This is a genomic window from Ramlibacter aquaticus, assembly GCF_015159745.1.
Lineage (GTDB): Bacteria > Pseudomonadota > Gammaproteobacteria > Burkholderiales > Burkholderiaceae_C > Ramlibacter > Ramlibacter aquaticus.
This window is the reverse complement of record NZ_JADDOJ010000092.1, coordinates 1-15,445: the sequence shown is the minus strand read 5'-3', so window position 1 is coordinate 15,445 and position 15,445 is coordinate 1. Positions and strand designations below refer to the sequence as shown.

Below are 15,445 nucleotides of genomic sequence, written 5' to 3'. Positions count from 1 at the left end.
ACCCCGCCCACCACGGCGCCACCCACCGTGCCGGCCGTGTTGCGGTCCATGCCCATGTCGGCGCAGCCGGCCAGGGTCATCAGCGAGGCGGCCAGCGCGGCCGCGAGGATGCTCGATTTTTTCATGGCTTGGTTCTCCTGAGTTCATGTCTGCATGCAGGCGAAGCGCCTGTGCATCCACTCTAGGAAATGCCCCCGGGCCGGACTGTAGGAAGCCCGCGCCGGGCCCCGTCGTCTCCCGGCCCGGCCGGTGGGCAGGCAAAGCCCACGCCCGGCCCGCGCCTCAGCTGCGGCGGCTGCGGCGCACGGCGGCCAGGCGGTTGGTGTGGCGCAGCCGCGCCGCCAGGTAGAGCGCGATGTTGGCGAGCAGCTTCTGCACCAGCACCGGCGCCTGCACGCTGAGGCGGTCGAAGGCCTCGCGCGGCAGTTCCGCGACCACGACCTGGTCCTGCGCGACCACGGTGGCCGAACGCGGCGAGCGGTCCAGGAAGGCGAGCTCGCCGATGACGGCGCCGCGGCGCAGGCCGGCCACCCGCACCTCGTGCCCGCCCTCGGTGCGCACCATCACGCTGGCCGCGCCCTCCAGCATCAGCATCAGGCTGTCGCCCGGCTCGCCGGCGTGCACCACGGTCTCGCCGTGCCGGAAGTGCCGGCGCGTCATCATCGATTCCAGCAGCGCCTGTTCGCACTCGTCCATGCCCACGAACAGCGTGGCCTGGTCCATGTGGCCATGGGCCTGCGCGTGGCCGTGCTGGGGCGTGAGCCCGCTGCGCTCGGCCAGCAGGTGGTTCTCGGCACGCTCCAGCGCGCGGTCCAGGTCGGGCGCGACCTGCTCGGGCCGCAGGATGGGCAGAAGGGCTGCCGCGACCTTGGCGCCGGACGCCGCCGGGTCCACGTGCAGGATGCCCACGCCCGCCACTTCGGCTGCCTTCTGGAACTTGGCGATGGTCTGCGCGCAGCTGCTGTCCACGTTGCGCACGCCAGCCCAGTCCAGCACCATGCAGCTCGCGCCCTCCATCGCGGCGCGCAGGCCGCGGTCGAGCTGGTCCATGGTGCCGAAGAACAGGTCGCCCTCCAGTTCCACCACGCGCAGTGCGCGCGCGTGCTCGGCCAGCACCTGCAGGTCGGCGCGCGAGCGCGCGCAGTTGGAGGCCAGCTGGGTGCCGTCCGAGACGCTGCGCACCGGGTGCAGCAGGTGGCGCGAGGCGAAGAGCAGCAGGCCCAGCAGCAGCCCGGCGACGACCGAGGCCACCATGTTGACCAGCACCGCCGTGGCCGTGACCACTGCGATCAGGGCCAGGTCTTCCCGGGCCTGGCGGTCCAACAGGGCGCCCGCGGCCCATTGCCGCACCAGCCGCACCGAGCGCTTGTCGTAGGTGTAGAAGGCTTCGCACAGCAGGGTGCCGGCGACGGCGGCCAGGGGAATCCAGCCGATGAAGCCGCTCACCGCGGTCAGCAGCAGCACGACCGCGCTGGACAGCATGACGCCGCTGTTCAGGCGCGTCATGCGGCTGGCCGCCAGGGAGGACTGCAGCGAGGCGGCGATGGGCGCGGCCCCGGCGATGCCCGCGGCCGTGGTGCACAGGCCGGTCCAGAGCAGGCGCGGCTGCGATTCGGCGGGGCGGTCGTCGATGTGGCTCATGGCCTGCGACGCCACCGTGGTGTTGATGAAGACCATGACGCCCAGGAGCGAACCGTTCGCCGCCATCCAGGTGAGCAGCGACATGGGGTCGCGCGCGCCGGCCAGGCCGTGCCAGTCCGCCATCTGGAACGGTGCTGCGAAGACGACGCCATGGCCGCTGCCCAGGGTGTCCACCGGGTGGCCCACCGAGGCCAGGGCCAGCGCCAGCAGCAGGCCCAGCCCCAGCGAGGTGCCGGCCGCGGGCCAGCTCGGCAGCCAGCGCCGCACGGCAAAGCCCGCCACGAAGGAGATGCCGCCGACGGCGACCAGGTCCGGTGCGCTCGCCCGCCCGCCCTCGAACAGCGCCTGCAGCGCATGCACCTGGCTCATGAAGAGCACCACGGCGATGCCGTTCGAGAAGCCGGAGAACACCGGCTGCGGGATGTGGCGCGAGAAGCGGTCGGCCCGCAGGACGAAGAGCACCACCATCACCAGGCCCGAGACCCCCAGCAGCAGGCCGAGCAGGGCCAGCCGCAGGCCAGGCGTGTCGCCCAGCCCCCACTGCGGCAGGTGCTCGATGGCATGGCGCAGGATTTCGGCCGCCGTGGTGGCTTCGAAGAAGCGGGCCGAGTACAGCACGGGCCGCTTCGCGCCGATGGCGCTGAGCTGCAGCAGCGCCAGCGCGATCAGCGTGACCAGCACCGCGCTGGCGGCGATGGTCGGCCCCAGCGCGGCGTACACCACCATGACCGAGCCCAGGCTGAGCGGTACGGTGAAGGCCGCCCCCTCCAGGGCCGCGCTCAGTTCCGCCTTCCAGCCCGGGGCGGACGGGGCGTGCACGGGCTGCAGCGGCGTGAACGAACTCGCCTGGACGATGGGTTTGCTCAAGGTTCAGGCCACGCGGTTGCGTGCGAGGGGCGGATTGCTGTCGAAGTAACGGTGGATGCCGCGCATGATGGCATCGGCCAGTTGCTCCTGGTACTCGTCGGAACGCAACCGGGACTCCTCTTCAGGGTTGCTGATGAACGCGGTCTCGACCAGGACGCTGGGGATGTCCGGGGCCTTGAGCACCGCGAAGCCGGCCTGTTCGACCCGACCCTTGTGCAGTTTACCGACGTTGCCGATTTCGCCCAGCAGGGCTCCCCCTAGCTTGAGGCTGTCGTTGATTTGTGCCGTGGTGCTCATGTCGAGCAGGGCGTGGGCCACCTGCCGGTCCTGGGTGGCGACGTTCACGCCACCGACCAGGTCGGCCCGGTTCTCCTTGTCGGCCATCCAGCGCGCCGCGGTGCTGGAGGCGCCGTTCTGGCTGAGCGCGAACACGCTGGCGCCGCGCGCCGCGGGCGTCATGAAGGCGTCGGCGTGGATGCTCATGAACAGGTCGGCCTGCACACGGCGCGCCTTCTGCACGCGCACGTGCAGCGGCACGAAGAAGTCGGCGTCGCGGGTGAGGAAGGCCCGCATGGGGTTGCCGTTCACCGCGCCGCTGTTGATGCGCTCACGCAGGCGGTGCGCGATCTGCAGCACCACGTCCTTCTCGTGCGTGCCGGCCGGGCCGGTGGCGCCGGGGTCCTCGCCACCGTGCCCGGGGTCCAGGGCGATGATGATCAGGCGGTCGGTCTTGCGCGGCCGCACGGCGGGCGCGGTTTCCACCGGGTCCTGCGCGGGCGGTGGCTTGCGGTCGAAACGGCCGCCGCTGATGAGGTCGCCGATGGGGTCGGGCGGCGGCGCGGCGGGGGCGCCCGGGCGGTCGCGCAGGCGCTCGCGGATCAGCGCCTCCAGCGGGTCGGCTTCGCGCACCGGGTAGAAGTCGAACACCAGCCGGTTGCGGTAGGCGGCGACCGGGGGCAGGGTGAAGACCTGGGGCCGGGCCGACTGCTTCAGGTCCACCACCAGCCGGACCACGCGCGGCGCGTGCTGCGAGATGCGGATGCCGGCGATGAAGGGGTCGTCCGGCTGCACCTTGGCCACCAGCTCGCGCAGCTCGGGGCTCAGGTCCAGGCCGGCGATGTCCACCGCCAGGCGCGGCGGGAAGTCGAGCATGCGCTGCGACGCGTCCAGCATGCCGTCGGATTCGATGGTCACGCGCGAATAGTCCGGCGCGGGCCAGACCCGCACCGCGACGATGCTCGCGCCCCAGGCCAGCTGGGCCGGGCCCAGCAGCAGCACCAGGCTGCCGGTGGTGAGGAGGTCGCGGCGGTTCATGGCAGCAGCGCCTCCCCGCGGGCGGTGTGCGCCACCAGGGTGACCGCGCGGCCGTCGCCGTCGGGCGCCGCCTCGATGTGCAGGTCCAGGTCGGCCACGGGCAGCAGGCCGGCCGCCTTGCCGGGCCATTCGGCGAGCTTGAGGCCGGGCTGGGCGAAGGTGTCGCGAAAGCCCGCGTCCTCCCACTCGCGCGGGTCGTCGAAGCGGTAGAAGTCGAAATGCCAGGCCGTGCCGGTGGCGGTCTCGTGCGGCTCGGCCACGGTGTAGGTGGGGCTCTTGATGCGGCCGGCGACGCCCAGCGCGCGCAGCAGGTGGCGCACGAAGGTCGTCTTGCCGGCGCCCAGGTCGCCGTGCAGCGCGATGAAGGCGTCCCGCAGGGCAGGGCGGGCCGCCAGCTGCTCGGCGAAGCGGCGCGTGTCCTCTTCGTCCTGCCAGGCCAGGTGGCGGACGGTGCTTCCTACAATCGGCAGGTGACGTCCTCGATCGGTCAGTGGGGTTCGCAAGGGTTGGCAGAAATGCAGGCCTGGGCCCATGAACTCGGATTCTCCCAAATCGGGGTTGCCGGCGTCGACCTTTCGAGTGCGGAACCGGGGCTTCTCGCCTGGCTCTCCAACGGATTCCACGGTGGAATGGACTACATGCAGGCGCATGGCCTGCGCCGCGCGCGCCCGGCTGAGCTGGTGCCGGGCACGGTGAGCGTGATCACCGCACGCATGGACTACCTGCCCGCGTCCACCCCGCCGGGCTGGCAGGCGGTCGAGTTCGAACGGCTGCAGCGGCCCGCGGAAGGCATCGTTTCGATGTACGCCCGGGGCCGCGATTACCACAAGGTGCTGCGTTCGCGGCTGCAGAAGCTGGCCGATCGCATCGCGCAGCGGGTGGGTCCCTTCGGCCACCGGGTGTTCACCGATTCGGCCCCGGTGCTGGAGGCCGAACTCGCGGTGCGCAGCGGCCTGGGCTGGCGCGGCAAGCACACCCTGGTGCTGGACCGCGAGGCGGGCTCCATGTTCTTCCTGGGCGAGATCTACCTCGACTTCGCGCTGCCCGAGACCCCGCCGGCCGCCGCGCACTGCGGCAGCTGCAGCGCCTGCATCGCCGCCTGCCCGACCGGGGCCATCCTGGGGCCCGGCCGGCTGGACGCGCGGCTGTGCATCTCCTACCTCACCATCGAGCACGACGGGCCCATCCCGGTCGACCTGCGCCCGCGCATGGCCAACCGCATCTACGGCTGCGACGACTGCCAGCTGGCCTGTCCCTGGAACAAGTTCGCCCGCACCAGCCCGCTTCCTGATTTCCAGCCGCGGGACGGCCTGGCCGGCGCGCCGCTGGCGGCCCTGTTCGCCTGGGACGAGGCGGAGTTCCTGCGCCGCACCGAGGGCAGCGCGATCCGCCGCATCGGCCACGAACGCTGGCTGCGCAACGTCGCGGTGGCGCTGGGCAACGCGCTGCGCGCGGGCGCGGGCGACGAGGTGCGGCGGGCATTGGCCGCGCGCCTGGACCACCCGAGCGCGCTGGTGCGCGAGCACGTGGCCTGGGCGCTAGCCCAGCAGCCCGAGCGCGAAGGGCAGGCTGGCCATGCCCAGTAGCGTCGACAGCGTCACCAGCCCCGCCACGTGGGGCCCGTTGAAGCCCATGCGCGACGCCAGCACGTAAGCGCTGGAGGCCGTGGGCAGGGCCGAGAACAGCAGCAGGATGGTGGCCTGCTGCGCATCCAGGTGCAGCAGCCGCGCCAGCGTCCAGGCCACCAGGGGCGATACCAGGTGGCGGATCGCCAGCACCGACGTGGTCAGCAGGCGCTGCCGGGCCAGGCTGCCGAGCTGCAGGCCCGCGCCCGCCGCCAGCAGGCCCAGGGCGAGCGAGGTGCCGCCGATGCGCGTGAGCACCGGGTCCAGCAGCGCCGGCACGCGCAGGCCCGCCAGGTTCGCGGCCAGCCCGGTGCCGGTGGCCAGGATCAGCGGGTTGCGCAGCAGGGCCCGGCCGAAGTGCGTGCGCCCGTGCCGGGCCATGGGCCACACCGCCGCGACGTTGAACAAGGGCACGCAGACCCCGATCAGCACCGCCACCAGCCCCAGGCCACGCGCGCCGCCCAGGCGCTCGGCGAGCGCCAGGCCGATGAAGGAGTTGAAGCGGAAGGCGACCTGCGCGGCGCCGGCATGGTCGCGCCGGTCCACGCCCGGCAGAACCGCGCAGGCATAGGACAGCGCGATGGCCGTGAGGCCCACGCCCAGGCCTGCGGCGACCAGCCCGGCGTCCGCGCCCAGGTCCAGCGGGCTGCGCATGATGGACTGGAACAGCAGCACCGGGAACAGGAAGAAATAGACCAGCTTCTCGACCTGCTCCCAGAGCGGGCGGGACAGCGGCGTGAAGCGGCACAGGAGGAAGCCGCACAGGATCAGGGAAAAATCGGGGAAGAGGAGCCGTGCGCCATTCACCGCGCCGAGCATAGCCCAGCCGGCTCAAGGCCCGGCCGGGGCGCGTCCGGTGGGCCTTCGCTCGCGTACCATCAGGCCACCGTTTCCTCATCCACAAGAACCGTTCCAGGAGTCCTCATGAACCGTCGTTCCTGCCTGGCCCTCGCGGCCGGCGCACTCGCGGCCCTGGCCGTCCCGGCCTTCGCCCAGTCGTCCTACCCGAACAAGACCATCCACCTCGTCGTGCCCTTCGCGCCCGGCGGCACCACGGACATCATCGCGCGGGTGATCTCCGAACCCCTGGGCCGGGCCCTGGGCCAGCCGGTGATCGTGGAGAACAAGGCCGGTGGCGGCGGCATCGTGGGCGCCACCGACACCTCGCGCGCCCAGCCCGACGGCTACTACCTGGGCGTGGCCACGGTCTCCACCACCGCCGCCAACCCGGCGATCAATCCCAAGACGCCCTACAACCCGCTGACGGACTTCACGCCCATCATCAACATCGCGGCCACGCCCAACGTGATCGCGGTGCACCCCAGCTTTCCGGCGAAGGACTACAAGAGCTTCGTCGAGGTGCTGAGGAAGAACCCGGGCAAGTACTCCTATTCCTCCTCCGGCACCGGCGGCATCGGCCACCTGCAGATGGAGCTGTACAAGAGCATGACCGGCCTGTTCGTCACCCACATCCCCTACCGCGGCGCCGGCCCGGCGCTGAACGACACCGTGGGCGGCCAGGTGCCCATGATCTTCGACAACATGCCCTCGGCCATGCCCTTCATCAAGGAGAACCGGCTGGTGCCCATCGTGGTGGCGGCGCCGCAGCGCCTGAAGGAACTGCCCAACGTGCCCACCTTCAAGGAGGTCGGGCTGGAGCCGGTGAACCGCATGGCGTACTACGGCATCTACGGGCCCAAGGGCCTGCCCAAGGACGTGGTCGACAAGGTCAATGCCGGGGTGCTGAAGGCCCTGCAGGACCCGGCCGTGCGCAAGCGCATCGAGGACACCGGCTCCTTCATCGTGGGCAACACGCCCGAGCAGTTCGCCGAGCAGATCCGGGCCGAGTTCGCGGTCTACAAGAAGGTGGTCGACACGGCGCACCTGAAGCTCGACTGAGATGGCGCAGGCCGCGCCCGCGGACGCAGCGGCCGCCGGCGTGCCGGCGCAGGTCGATGCCTTCATCGACGCGCTGTGGCTGGAGGAGGGCCTGGCCCGCAACACGCTGGCGGCCTACCGGCGCGACCTCGCGCTCTATGGCCGTTGGCTGGCGGCCCAGGGCCGCGACATCGACGCCAGCACCGAGGCCGACCTGCACCGCTACTTCGCGGACCGGCACGCCACCAGCAAGGCCACCACGGCCAACCGGCGGCTGACGGTCTTCAAGCGCTACTTCCGCTGGGCGCTGCGCGAGCGCCGCATCGCCGCCGACCCCACCCTGCGCCTGCAGGCGGCGCGCCAGCCCCTGCGCGTGCCCAAGACCCTGAGCGAGGCCCAGGTGGAGGCCCTGCTGGCCGCACCCGACGTGGACACGCCGCTGGGCCTGCGCGACCGCACCATGCTGGAGCTGATCTACGCCAGCGGCCTGCGCGTGAGCGAGCTGGTCGGCCTGAAGACCTGGCACCTGTCGATGGCCGAGGGCGTGCTGCGCGTGACGGGCAAGGGCGACAAGGAGCGCCTGGTGCCCTTCGGCCTGGTGGCGCGCGACTGGATAGAGCGCTACCTGCGCGAGGCCCGGCCGGCCATCCTGGGCCCGCGCCAGAGCGAGGACCTGTTCGTCACCGGCCGGGGCCAGGGCATGACGCGGGCCATGTTCTGGGTCATCGTGAAGAAGTCGGCGCGCGAGGCCGGCATCCACGCGCCGCTGTCGCCCCACACCCTGCGCCACGCCTTCGCCACGCACCTGCTGAACCACGGTGCCGACCTGCGGGCGGTGCAGATGCTGCTGGGCCATGCGGACATCTCCACCACCACCATCTACACCCACGTGGCGCGCGAGCGGCTCAAGCAGCTGCACGCGAGCCACCACCCGCGCGGCTGAGGCCGGCCCGCGCGCGGGCGACAATCGGGGCATGAGAGTCCTGCTGTTCGCGGCCCTGCTCCTGGCCGCATCCCCGGGCGCCTGGGCGCAGCCCCAGCCCTGGCCCACCCGCAACGTCCGGCTGGTGGTCGCCTACCACAGCGGCGGCGTGAGCGACGTGGTCGCCCGGGCCCTGGCCGACCGGCTGTCGCCGGCGCTGGGCGTGCCCGTGGTGGTCGAGAACAAGGCCGGCGCCAGCGGCACCATCGGCATGGAGGCCGTGGCCCGCGCGGCGCCGGACGGCGGCACCTTCGGCTTCTCGGCCGTGAGTCCGCTCACGCTCAATCCCTACTTCGGGCAGGTCGCCTTCGACCCGCGCAAGGCGATCGCCCCCGTCGCCAGCGTCATGGTCTCCCCGGTCCTGCTGCTGGGCACGCCGGCCCTCGCGGCCACCGACTTCCGCGGCCTGCTGGCGCTGGCGCGGGAGAAGCCGGGCGCCGTGCGATGGGCCACCTCCGGCCCCGCGTCGCTGGGCCACCTGATGCTGGAGCAGCTGAAGTCGGCAGCGAAGCTGGACATCACGCACGTTCCCTACAAGGGCGGCGGCCAGCAGCTCACGGACGCGATCGGCGGCCAGTTCGAGGTGCTGTCGGTCAACGCCGGGCCCACCGTGCAGCAGCAGGTGCAGGCCGGCAAGCTGCATGCGCTGGCGGTGGGCGCGCCGGCGCGGCTGGCCTCGCTGCCCGGGGTGCCCACGCTGGCCGAACTCGGCTGGACTGCGGCCAACCTGTCGTCCCAGTTCGGCGTCTTCGCACCGGCCGCCACGCCGCCCGCGCTAATCGAGCGGCTGAACGCCGAGGTCAACAAGGCGCTGGCCGACCCCGGCCTGCGCGCCACCCTGCTGGCCGCGGGCAACCTGCCCACCGGCGGCAGCGCGGCGGCGTTCGCGCGGTCCATCGCCGAGGAATCCGAGGCCAATGCCCGCATCATCCGTGCCGCAGGCCTGCGTGCCGAATAGGTTCGCGCTCATCCTGCTGTGGGTGACGCCGGCCTTCTGGTCGTCCAACTACATCATCGCCCGGGCGTCCCAGGGGGTGCTGACCGGGCATTCGCTGGCGCTGGGCCGCTGGACGGTGGCGCTGCTGCTGATGCTGCCCGGGGTCTGGCGCTCGCGCCAGGCCATGCGCGAGGCCGCGCGCGACGAATGGAAGCAGATGCTGGCGCTGGGCGCGTTGGGCATGTGGATCTGCGGGGCCGTCCTCTACATCGGCGGCCAGCGCACCTCGGCCACCAACATCGGCCTGATCTATGCGGCCACGCCGGTCGGCATCGCCGTGCTGGCCTCGGCCTGGCTGCACGAGCGCATGGCCGCACGGCAGAAGCTGGCCATGGGGCTGGCCCTGCTGGGCGTGCTGCTGGTGGTGGCCCAGGGCGAGCCGATGCGCATCCTGCAGGCCCGCTTCGGCAGCGGCGACCTCTGGGTGCTGGTGGCGGCGGTGGGCTGGGTGCTGTACTCGGTGCTGCTGCGGCAGTGGCGCTCGCGGCTGGGCCCGCGCGAGCGCCTGGCCTGCATCACCCTGGGCGGGGTGCTGGTGCTGCTGCCGGCCACGCTGCTGGAATGGGCGCTGGTGCCCGTGCCGGCCTTCACGCCCCGGGCCGCGCTGCTGATCGCGGCGGCCGGCGTGCTGCCGGGCTTCATCTCCTACCAGGCCTACGCCTGGCTGGTCGACCGGCTGGGGCCGGTGCGCTGCAGCATCATCATGTACCTCTCGCCGGTGTATGCGGCTTTCCTGGCCTGGGGGATCCTGGGCGAGGCGCCGCACTGGTACCACGCGGCCGGCGCGCTGCTGATCCTGCCCTCGACCTGGCTGGTCTCGCGCACGGGCAGCCGCTAGACTGGCCGCTGCCTTCGTCCAGGAGCCCCGCATGCCGAGTCCCGACTCGATCCAGGCCTTGATCGCCCCGCTGTTCCCCGGCCTGATGGGCGTGCGCGTGCTGGAGGCGGCGCCCGACCGCGTCGTGGCCGAGATGGTGGTGCGTGCCGACCTGTGCACGGCCGGGCGCATCCTGCATGGCGGCGCCACCATGGCCTTCGCGGACACCCTGGGCGCCATCGGCACCCTGCTCAACCTGCCCGAAGGCAAGACGACGACCACCACCGATTCCAGCACCAAGTTCATCGCCGGGGCGCGCGAGGGCAGCACGGTGCGGGGCGAGTCGGTGGCGCTGCACCGCGGCCGCAGCACCATGGTCTGGCAGACCACGGTGACGGACGCCGGCGGCCGCCTGTGCGCCGTGGTGACCCAGACCCAGCTGGTGCTGGACGCCCGCGGCTGAGGGCTTGCCGGCGCGGTCGGCGTCCTGTCAGGCCCCCGCCGTACACTCGCAGGCTTTGCATCGCGCACGCGCTCGCCGCGCAGAGCATGCACCGGCCCACTCCGCGCCCCCGCTTCCTGACCGTGACCCTGACACCGACCTTGAACCGCTTCCAGCGACTGTGCGTCGCGCAGGCCGCTGCGCTGTGCCTGGCGCAGGCCGCCCATGCCCAGGCGGCCGAGACGCAGCCTTCCACCCCGGCGGCGCAGGCCGCCCTGCCGGCCGTCTCGGTGCAGGGCCACTACGAGAACGGCGTGGGCACCTCCGACGCCGCCAGCGCGGGCGTCGTCACCTCCGCGCTCATCGAGGCGCGCCCCACGCTGCGGCCTGGCGAACTGCTCGAGTTCGTGCCCGGCGTGATCGTCACCCAGCACTCTGGCGACGGCAAGGCCAACCAGTATTTCCTTCGCGGCTTCAACCTGGACCACGGCACCGACTTCGCCACCTGGGTGGACGGCATGCCGGCCAACATGCCCAGCCATGCCCACGGCCAGGGCTACAGCGACCTGAACTGGCTGATCCCCGAGCTGGTGGACCGCATGGCCTACCGCAAGGGCCCGTACTACGCCGACGAAGGCGACTTCGCCTCCGCCGGTTCGGCGCGCATCCGCCTCATGGACCGGCTCAAGGCGGGCATCGCCGAGCTGACGGCGGGCGGCCACGGCTACGGCCGGGCCCTGCTGGCCGACAGCCGTACGCTGACCACGGGCAACCTGCTCTACGCCTTCGAGACCGCCCACAATGACGGCCCCTGGCAGAGCCCCGAGCGCTTCCACCGGGCCAACGCCGTGCTGCGTTACAGCGTGCCCGAGGGCGCGACGCGCTGGTCGCTCACCGCCATGGCCTACACCGCCGGCTGGGACTCGACCGACCAGATCCCGCTGCGGGCGGTGCAGTCCGGCGCGCTGGACCGCTTCGGCACCGTGGACCCCACGGACGGCGGCAAGACCTCGCGCCTGTCGCTGTCCTGGAATGCGCAGCACACGATGGCCGACGGCGGCGACTGGACGGCCAGCGCCTACCTGGTGCGCTCCAGCCTGCGCCTGTTCTCCGACTTCACCTACGCGCTGGCGCGGCCGGCCACCGGCGACCAGTTCTCGCAGGTCGAGCGCCGCACCCTGGCCGGCGGCAGCCTGAGCCGCCGCTGGCCCACGGCCTGGGGCGGCCACGAGGGCAGCACCAGCGCCGGGCTGCAGGCCCGCCAGGACCGGGTCGAGCCCCTGGGCCTGTACGACACCATGGACCGCCTGACCGTCGACACGGTGCAGGAGAGCCGTGTGCGCGAAGGCAGCATCGGCCTGTGGGCGCAGAACGAAACGCAGTGGCAGCCCTGGCTGCGCAGCATCGCCGGCCTGCGCTGGGACCGCTACGCCTTCGACGTGCACAGCTCGATCGCGGCCAACAGCGGGCAGCGCAGCGCGGGCATCGTCTCGCCCAAGCTCAGCCTGGTCTTCGGCCCCTGGGCGAAGACCGAATACTTCCTCAACCTGGGTTCGGGTTTCCACAGCAACGACGCGCGGGGCGTGACGGCCCACGTCACGCCCCGCGAGGGCCTGCCGACCGACCCGGTGACCCCGCTGGTGCGCTCGCGCGGGGCCGAACTGGGCGCGCGCACCGAGGCGCTGCTGCCGGGCCTGCAGTCCTCGCTGTCCGTGTGGCGGCTGGCGCTGGGCTCGGAGCTGGTGTTCTCCGGCGACGCCGGCGACACCCAGCCCAGCCGGGCCAGCCTGCGCCAGGGCGTGGAATGGAGCAACCACTGGCGCGCCTCGCCCTGGCTGCTGCTGGACGCCGACCTGTCCTGGTCGCGCGCGCGCTTCACCCAGCCCGACCCGGTCGGCAACTTCGTGCCGGGTGCGGCGGAGCAGGTGGCCTCACTCGGTGCCACGGTGACGCAATGGGGGCCGTGGTTCGGCCAGTTCCAGCTGCGCTACTTCGGTCCGCGTCCCCTGATCGAGGACAACAGCCGGCGCTCCGCGAGCACCACCCTGGCCTACCTGCGCGTCGGCTATCAGCTCACGCCGCGCACCAAGCTCGCGCTGGACGTGTTCAACCTCTTCGACCGCCGCGCCAGCGACGTCGACTACTTCTACGCTTCACGCCTGCCCGGCGAGCCGGCGGCCGGGGTGGACGACATCCACTTCCACCCCGTGGAGCCGCGCAGCGCGCGCCTGACCTTCACCGCCAACTTCTGAAGCGGCCTCAGAACAGGCTTTCGCGCACGAACAGCACGTCGCCGGGCTGCACCGGGTCGGTCAGCTTGGGCGACATCTCCTGCGGCTTGCCGTCGGGGCCGTTGCGCGTGAGGCGCACGCGGCTCTCGCTGCCGCGGGGCGTGATGCCGCCGCCGGCCGCGATGGCCTGCATCACGGTCATGCCGCGCTCGACCCGGTAGGTGCCGGGGCGCTGCGCCTCGCCGTAGATGTAGTAGGTGGGGGCCTTGGCCACGTACACCGTGTCGCCGGCCTCCAGCACCACGTCGTCGCTGCCGCCGCGGCCGGCCATCAGCGCCGGGATGTCCACGCTCTTGCGGAAGGGCTTGTGGCGCCGCGTGCCGGTCACCACGGCCACGTCGTCACCGGCGGGCGTGACGCCGCCGGCGGTGGCCAGGATGTCGCTCACCCGCACGTTGGTGGTCTCCAGCGGGAAGCGGCCCGGCTTCTGCACCTGGCCCAGCACCGCCACCTGGCTGCCGCGCACCTGCAGCAGGTTGATGTTGACCTGCGGCGCCTTGAGGATGCGCCCGCGCTTGAGCGCGGCCGCGATGCGGGCCTCGGCGTCGGGGATGGTCAGGCCGCCGATCGCCACCTTGCCGACCAGCGGGTAGTTGATGACGCCGCCTTCGGGCACCCGGGTCTCCAGCGCGAGGTCGGGGCTCTGGTAGACCTGGATCTTGATGGCGTCGCCCGGGCCCAGCCGGTAGTCGGCCGGGCGCGAGGCGGCCTGGGCCCAGCCCACGCCGGTGGCGAGCGTGAAGACCGTGGCCAGGAAGGCGGCGGCGAGTGTGCGCGTGATGGATCTCATGTGCTTCTCCCTTGTCGAGCCTGGTCCATCCTGCGTCAGCCCCTGTCTCTGCGGCAATGGCCCGATCGGGCGGGCGGGGCGCTCTTCCGTGGCCCGGCATGTCCTGCAAGGGCCCTCAGGAATCACCGCTTGCGCCGTCCGCCGTTGCATGCCCCAATCAGCGGCGCAACAAGAAGGAGCCATACATGCGTATCGCGATCATGGGGTCGGGCGGGGTCGGGGCCTACGTGGGCGCCCGGCTGCAGGCGGCGGGCGAGGAGGTGGGCTTCATCGCCCGCGGCGCGCACCTGGCGGCCCTGCGTGAATCCGGCCTGCGGCTGGAGACGCCCGAGGAGCCCCTGCACCTGCCCCAGGTGACCGCCACCGACGACCCGGCCGCGCTCGCGCCGGCCGACGTGGTGCTGTTCTGCGTCAAGCTCTGGGACACGGCCGATGCGGCGCGACAGCTGCGCGGCCTGGTCGGCCCCGAGACGCGCGTCATCACGCTGCAGAACGGCATCGACAGCGTGGACATGGTCACCGAGGCCCTGGGCGGCGTGGGGCGGGTGCTGGGCGGCTGCATCTACGTGTCGGCGGTGATCGACCGGCCGGGCGTGATCCGCAGCCCCGGCGGCTTCCACCGCATCGTGGTCGATGCCGCGGGCGGCGACCCGGTGGTGGCCGCCTTCGTGCAGGCCTGCGGCCGCGCCCGGGCGCTGGAATGCGAGGCCACGGACGACATCGCCGCGGCGCTGTGGCAGAAGTTCATCGGCCTGGCCGGCGTGTCCAGCACCACCTCGCTCATGCGTGCGCCCATGGGTCGCATCCTGTCGCACCCCGAGAGCGCGGCCTTCCAGCGCCAGCTGTTCGAGGAGGGGATCGCGCTGGCGCGGGCATCGGGCGTGCACATCGCCGACGGCATGGCCGACACCATGATGGGCATGGTCGCGAAGATGCCGCCGTCCTTCCGCTCGTCCATGAGCGAGGACCTGGAGCGCGGCAAGCCGCTGGAGCTGCCCTGGCTGGCCGGGCGCATGCACCGGCTGGGCCTGGCGCATGGCGTGCCCACGCCGGCCTACAGCGCCGCCTACCGCGGCCTGGTCGTGCACGAGCGCGGCGCGGCCGCCGGCTGAGCGCCGCTCAGGCCGCCGGGCCCGCGGCCTCGCCGGCCAGCCAGTCCAGCTCCTGCGGCGTGAAGCCCGCGCGCCGGCGGGCTTCCTCGTTGAAGGGCGGGTACAGGCGCGGCGCGCAGTAGCGCTGCACCAGCAGCGGGTACTGCGCCAGCGGGTCCAGGCCCTCGCGCTCGCACAGCCAGCGGTACCAGTGGTTGCCGATGGCCACGTGGCCGACCTCGTCGCGCAGGATGATGTCCAGGATGGCCACGGCCTCCAGCGCGAAGGGCGTGCCCACCTGCCGCAGCTTCTGCTGGATCTGCGGCGTTGCGTCCAGGCCGCGCGCCTCCAGGGTGCGCGGCACCAGGGCCATGCGGGCGAGCACGTCGTCCTGCGTCTTCTCGCACATGGACCACAGGTTGTCGTGCGCGTCGAAATCGCCGTAGGCGTGGCCCAGGCGTTCCAGGTGCGCCGCCAGCAGGCCGAAGTGGTAGGCCTCCTCAGCCGCGACCCGTACCCAGTCCAGGTGGAACCCGGGCGGCATGCCGTCGAAGCGCCAGGCCGCATCCAGGGCCAGGTTGATGGCGTTGAACTCGATATGCGCGATCGCGTGCAGCAGCGCGGCCAGGCCCTCGGGCTTGAAGGGCGAACGCCGCGGCACCTTGGCCGGGTGCACCAGCGGCGGCCGGGCCGGGCGGCCGGGCAGGGCG

Annotated in this window: 14 protein-coding genes; 8 read left to right on the top strand and 6 right to left on the bottom strand. The window is 72.5% G+C overall.

Features of this window, described 5'->3' with window-relative positions; all coding sequences use genetic code 11:
• Positions 1 to 282: 282 nt before the first annotated feature.
• Genes IM725_RS17340 through tsaE form a run of 3 tightly spaced genes read right to left on the bottom strand, consistent with a single transcriptional unit; the run spans position 283 to position 4,313 of the window.
• Complete coding sequence (locus tag IM725_RS17340; RefSeq protein ID WP_193781892.1) at positions 283 to 2,508, bottom strand: cyclic nucleotide-binding domain-containing protein; 2,226 nt, start codon at positions 2,506 to 2,508, stop codon at positions 283 to 285.
• A 3-nt stretch (positions 2,509 to 2,511) separates the two neighbouring features.
• Positions 2,512 to 3,822, bottom strand: a complete 1,311-nt coding sequence (locus IM725_RS17335) for an N-acetylmuramoyl-L-alanine amidase (RefSeq protein ID WP_193781891.1) — start codon at positions 3,820 to 3,822, stop codon at positions 2,512 to 2,514.
• Positions 3,819 to 4,313, bottom strand: coding sequence for a tRNA (adenosine(37)-N6)-threonylcarbamoyltransferase complex ATPase subunit type 1 TsaE (gene tsaE, locus IM725_RS17330; RefSeq protein WP_407692535.1), 495 nt, complete (start codon positions 4,311 to 4,313; stop codon positions 3,819 to 3,821). The genes IM725_RS17335 and tsaE overlap by 4 nt, the downstream gene beginning before the upstream one ends.
• 24 nt (positions 4,314 to 4,337) lie before the next feature.
• Here tsaE and queG point away from each other — a divergent pair, with 24 nt between their 5' ends.
• Complete coding sequence (gene queG / locus IM725_RS17325) at positions 4,338 to 5,408, top strand: tRNA epoxyqueuosine(34) reductase QueG (protein WP_193781889.1); 1,071 nt, start codon at positions 4,338 to 4,340, stop codon at positions 5,406 to 5,408.
• Here queG and IM725_RS17320 read toward each other — a convergent pair.
• Entirely contained in the window at positions 5,361 to 6,266 is a 906-nt protein-coding gene (locus IM725_RS17320) for an AEC family transporter (protein ID WP_193781888.1), read from the bottom strand. The genes queG and IM725_RS17320 overlap by 48 nt on opposite strands.
• Before the next feature lie 105 nt (positions 6,267 to 6,371).
• Between IM725_RS17320 and IM725_RS17315 the strand changes: the two genes are divergently transcribed.
• From IM725_RS17315 to IM725_RS17290, 6 genes are all read left to right on the top strand, one after another.
• Entirely contained in the window at positions 6,372 to 7,346 is a 975-nt protein-coding gene (locus IM725_RS17315) for a tripartite tricarboxylate transporter substrate binding protein BugE (RefSeq protein ID WP_193781887.1), read from the top strand.
• A gap of 1 nt (position 7,347) precedes the next feature.
• The gene (gene xerD, locus IM725_RS17310; RefSeq protein ID WP_193781886.1) at positions 7,348 to 8,268 is read left to right on the top strand and encodes a site-specific tyrosine recombinase XerD; all 921 of its coding nucleotides are present in this window, start codon (positions 7,348 to 7,350) and stop codon (positions 8,266 to 8,268) included.
• Positions 8,269 to 8,299: 31 nt separating this feature from the next.
• Complete coding sequence (locus IM725_RS17305; protein WP_193781885.1) at positions 8,300 to 9,265, top strand: Bug family tripartite tricarboxylate transporter substrate binding protein; 966 nt, start codon at positions 8,300 to 8,302, stop codon at positions 9,263 to 9,265.
• Entirely contained in the window at positions 9,225 to 10,142 is a 918-nt protein-coding gene (locus IM725_RS17300; RefSeq protein ID WP_193781884.1) for a DMT family transporter, read from the top strand. Before IM725_RS17305 ends, IM725_RS17300 begins: the two co-directional genes overlap by 41 nt.
• 31 nt (positions 10,143 to 10,173) lie before the next feature.
• Positions 10,174 to 10,584, top strand: a complete 411-nt coding sequence (locus tag IM725_RS17295) for a PaaI family thioesterase (RefSeq protein ID WP_193781883.1) — start codon at positions 10,174 to 10,176, stop codon at positions 10,582 to 10,584.
• 86 nt (positions 10,585 to 10,670) lie between these two features.
• Positions 10,671 to 12,815, top strand: a complete 2,145-nt coding sequence (locus tag IM725_RS17290; protein ID WP_193781882.1) for a TonB-dependent receptor — start codon at positions 10,671 to 10,673, stop codon at positions 12,813 to 12,815.
• A 7-nt stretch (positions 12,816 to 12,822) separates the two neighbouring features.
• On the opposite strand, the gene epsE is transcribed toward IM725_RS17290, so the two are convergent.
• A complete protein-coding gene (epsE, locus tag IM725_RS17285) occupies positions 12,823 to 13,644 on the bottom strand; it encodes a polysaccharide export protein EpsE (protein ID WP_193781881.1) in 822 nt (273 codons plus the stop codon).
• Positions 13,645 to 13,829: 185 nt separating this feature from the next.
• Between epsE and IM725_RS17280 the strand changes: the two genes are divergently transcribed.
• Positions 13,830 to 14,756 carry a ketopantoate reductase family protein gene (locus IM725_RS17280; protein WP_193781880.1) on the top strand — a complete coding sequence of 309 codons (927 nt, stop codon included), beginning with the start codon at positions 13,830 to 13,832 and terminating at the stop codon, positions 14,754 to 14,756.
• 7 nt (positions 14,757 to 14,763) lie between these two features.
• Here the strand turns inward: IM725_RS17280 and IM725_RS17275 are convergent.
• On the bottom strand, positions 14,764 to 15,445 hold a 682-nt coding region (locus IM725_RS17275; protein WP_193781879.1), incomplete at its 5' end, for a ferritin-like domain-containing protein.

Excerpts from the sequence above, each read along its gene's own strand:
- IM725_RS17335 (WP_193781891.1), bottom strand. The coding sequence starts at position 3,822 with ATGAACCGCCGCGACCTCCTCACCACCGGCAGCCTGGTGCTGCTGCTG.
- queG (WP_193781889.1), top strand. The coding sequence starts at position 4,338 with ATGCAGGCCTGGGCCCATGAACTCGGATTCTCCCAAATCGGGGTTGCC.
- IM725_RS17320 (WP_193781888.1), bottom strand. The coding sequence starts at position 6,266 with ATGCTCGGCGCGGTGAATGGCGCACGGCTCCTCTTCCCCGATTTTTCC.
- IM725_RS17315 (WP_193781887.1), top strand. The coding sequence starts at position 6,372 with ATGAACCGTCGTTCCTGCCTGGCCCTCGCGGCCGGCGCACTCGCGGCC.
- xerD (WP_193781886.1), top strand. The coding sequence starts at position 7,348 with ATGGCGCAGGCCGCGCCCGCGGACGCAGCGGCCGCCGGCGTGCCGGCG.
- IM725_RS17305 (WP_193781885.1), top strand. The coding sequence starts at position 8,300 with ATGAGAGTCCTGCTGTTCGCGGCCCTGCTCCTGGCCGCATCCCCGGGC.
- IM725_RS17300 (WP_193781884.1), top strand. The coding sequence starts at position 9,225 with ATGCCCGCATCATCCGTGCCGCAGGCCTGCGTGCCGAATAGGTTCGCG.
- IM725_RS17295 (WP_193781883.1), top strand. The coding sequence starts at position 10,174 with ATGCCGAGTCCCGACTCGATCCAGGCCTTGATCGCCCCGCTGTTCCCC.
- IM725_RS17290 (WP_193781882.1), top strand. The coding sequence starts at position 10,671 with ATGCACCGGCCCACTCCGCGCCCCCGCTTCCTGACCGTGACCCTGACA.
- epsE (WP_193781881.1), bottom strand. The coding sequence starts at position 13,644 with ATGAGATCCATCACGCGCACACTCGCCGCCGCCTTCCTGGCCACGGTC.
- IM725_RS17280 (WP_193781880.1), top strand. The coding sequence starts at position 13,830 with ATGCGTATCGCGATCATGGGGTCGGGCGGGGTCGGGGCCTACGTGGGC.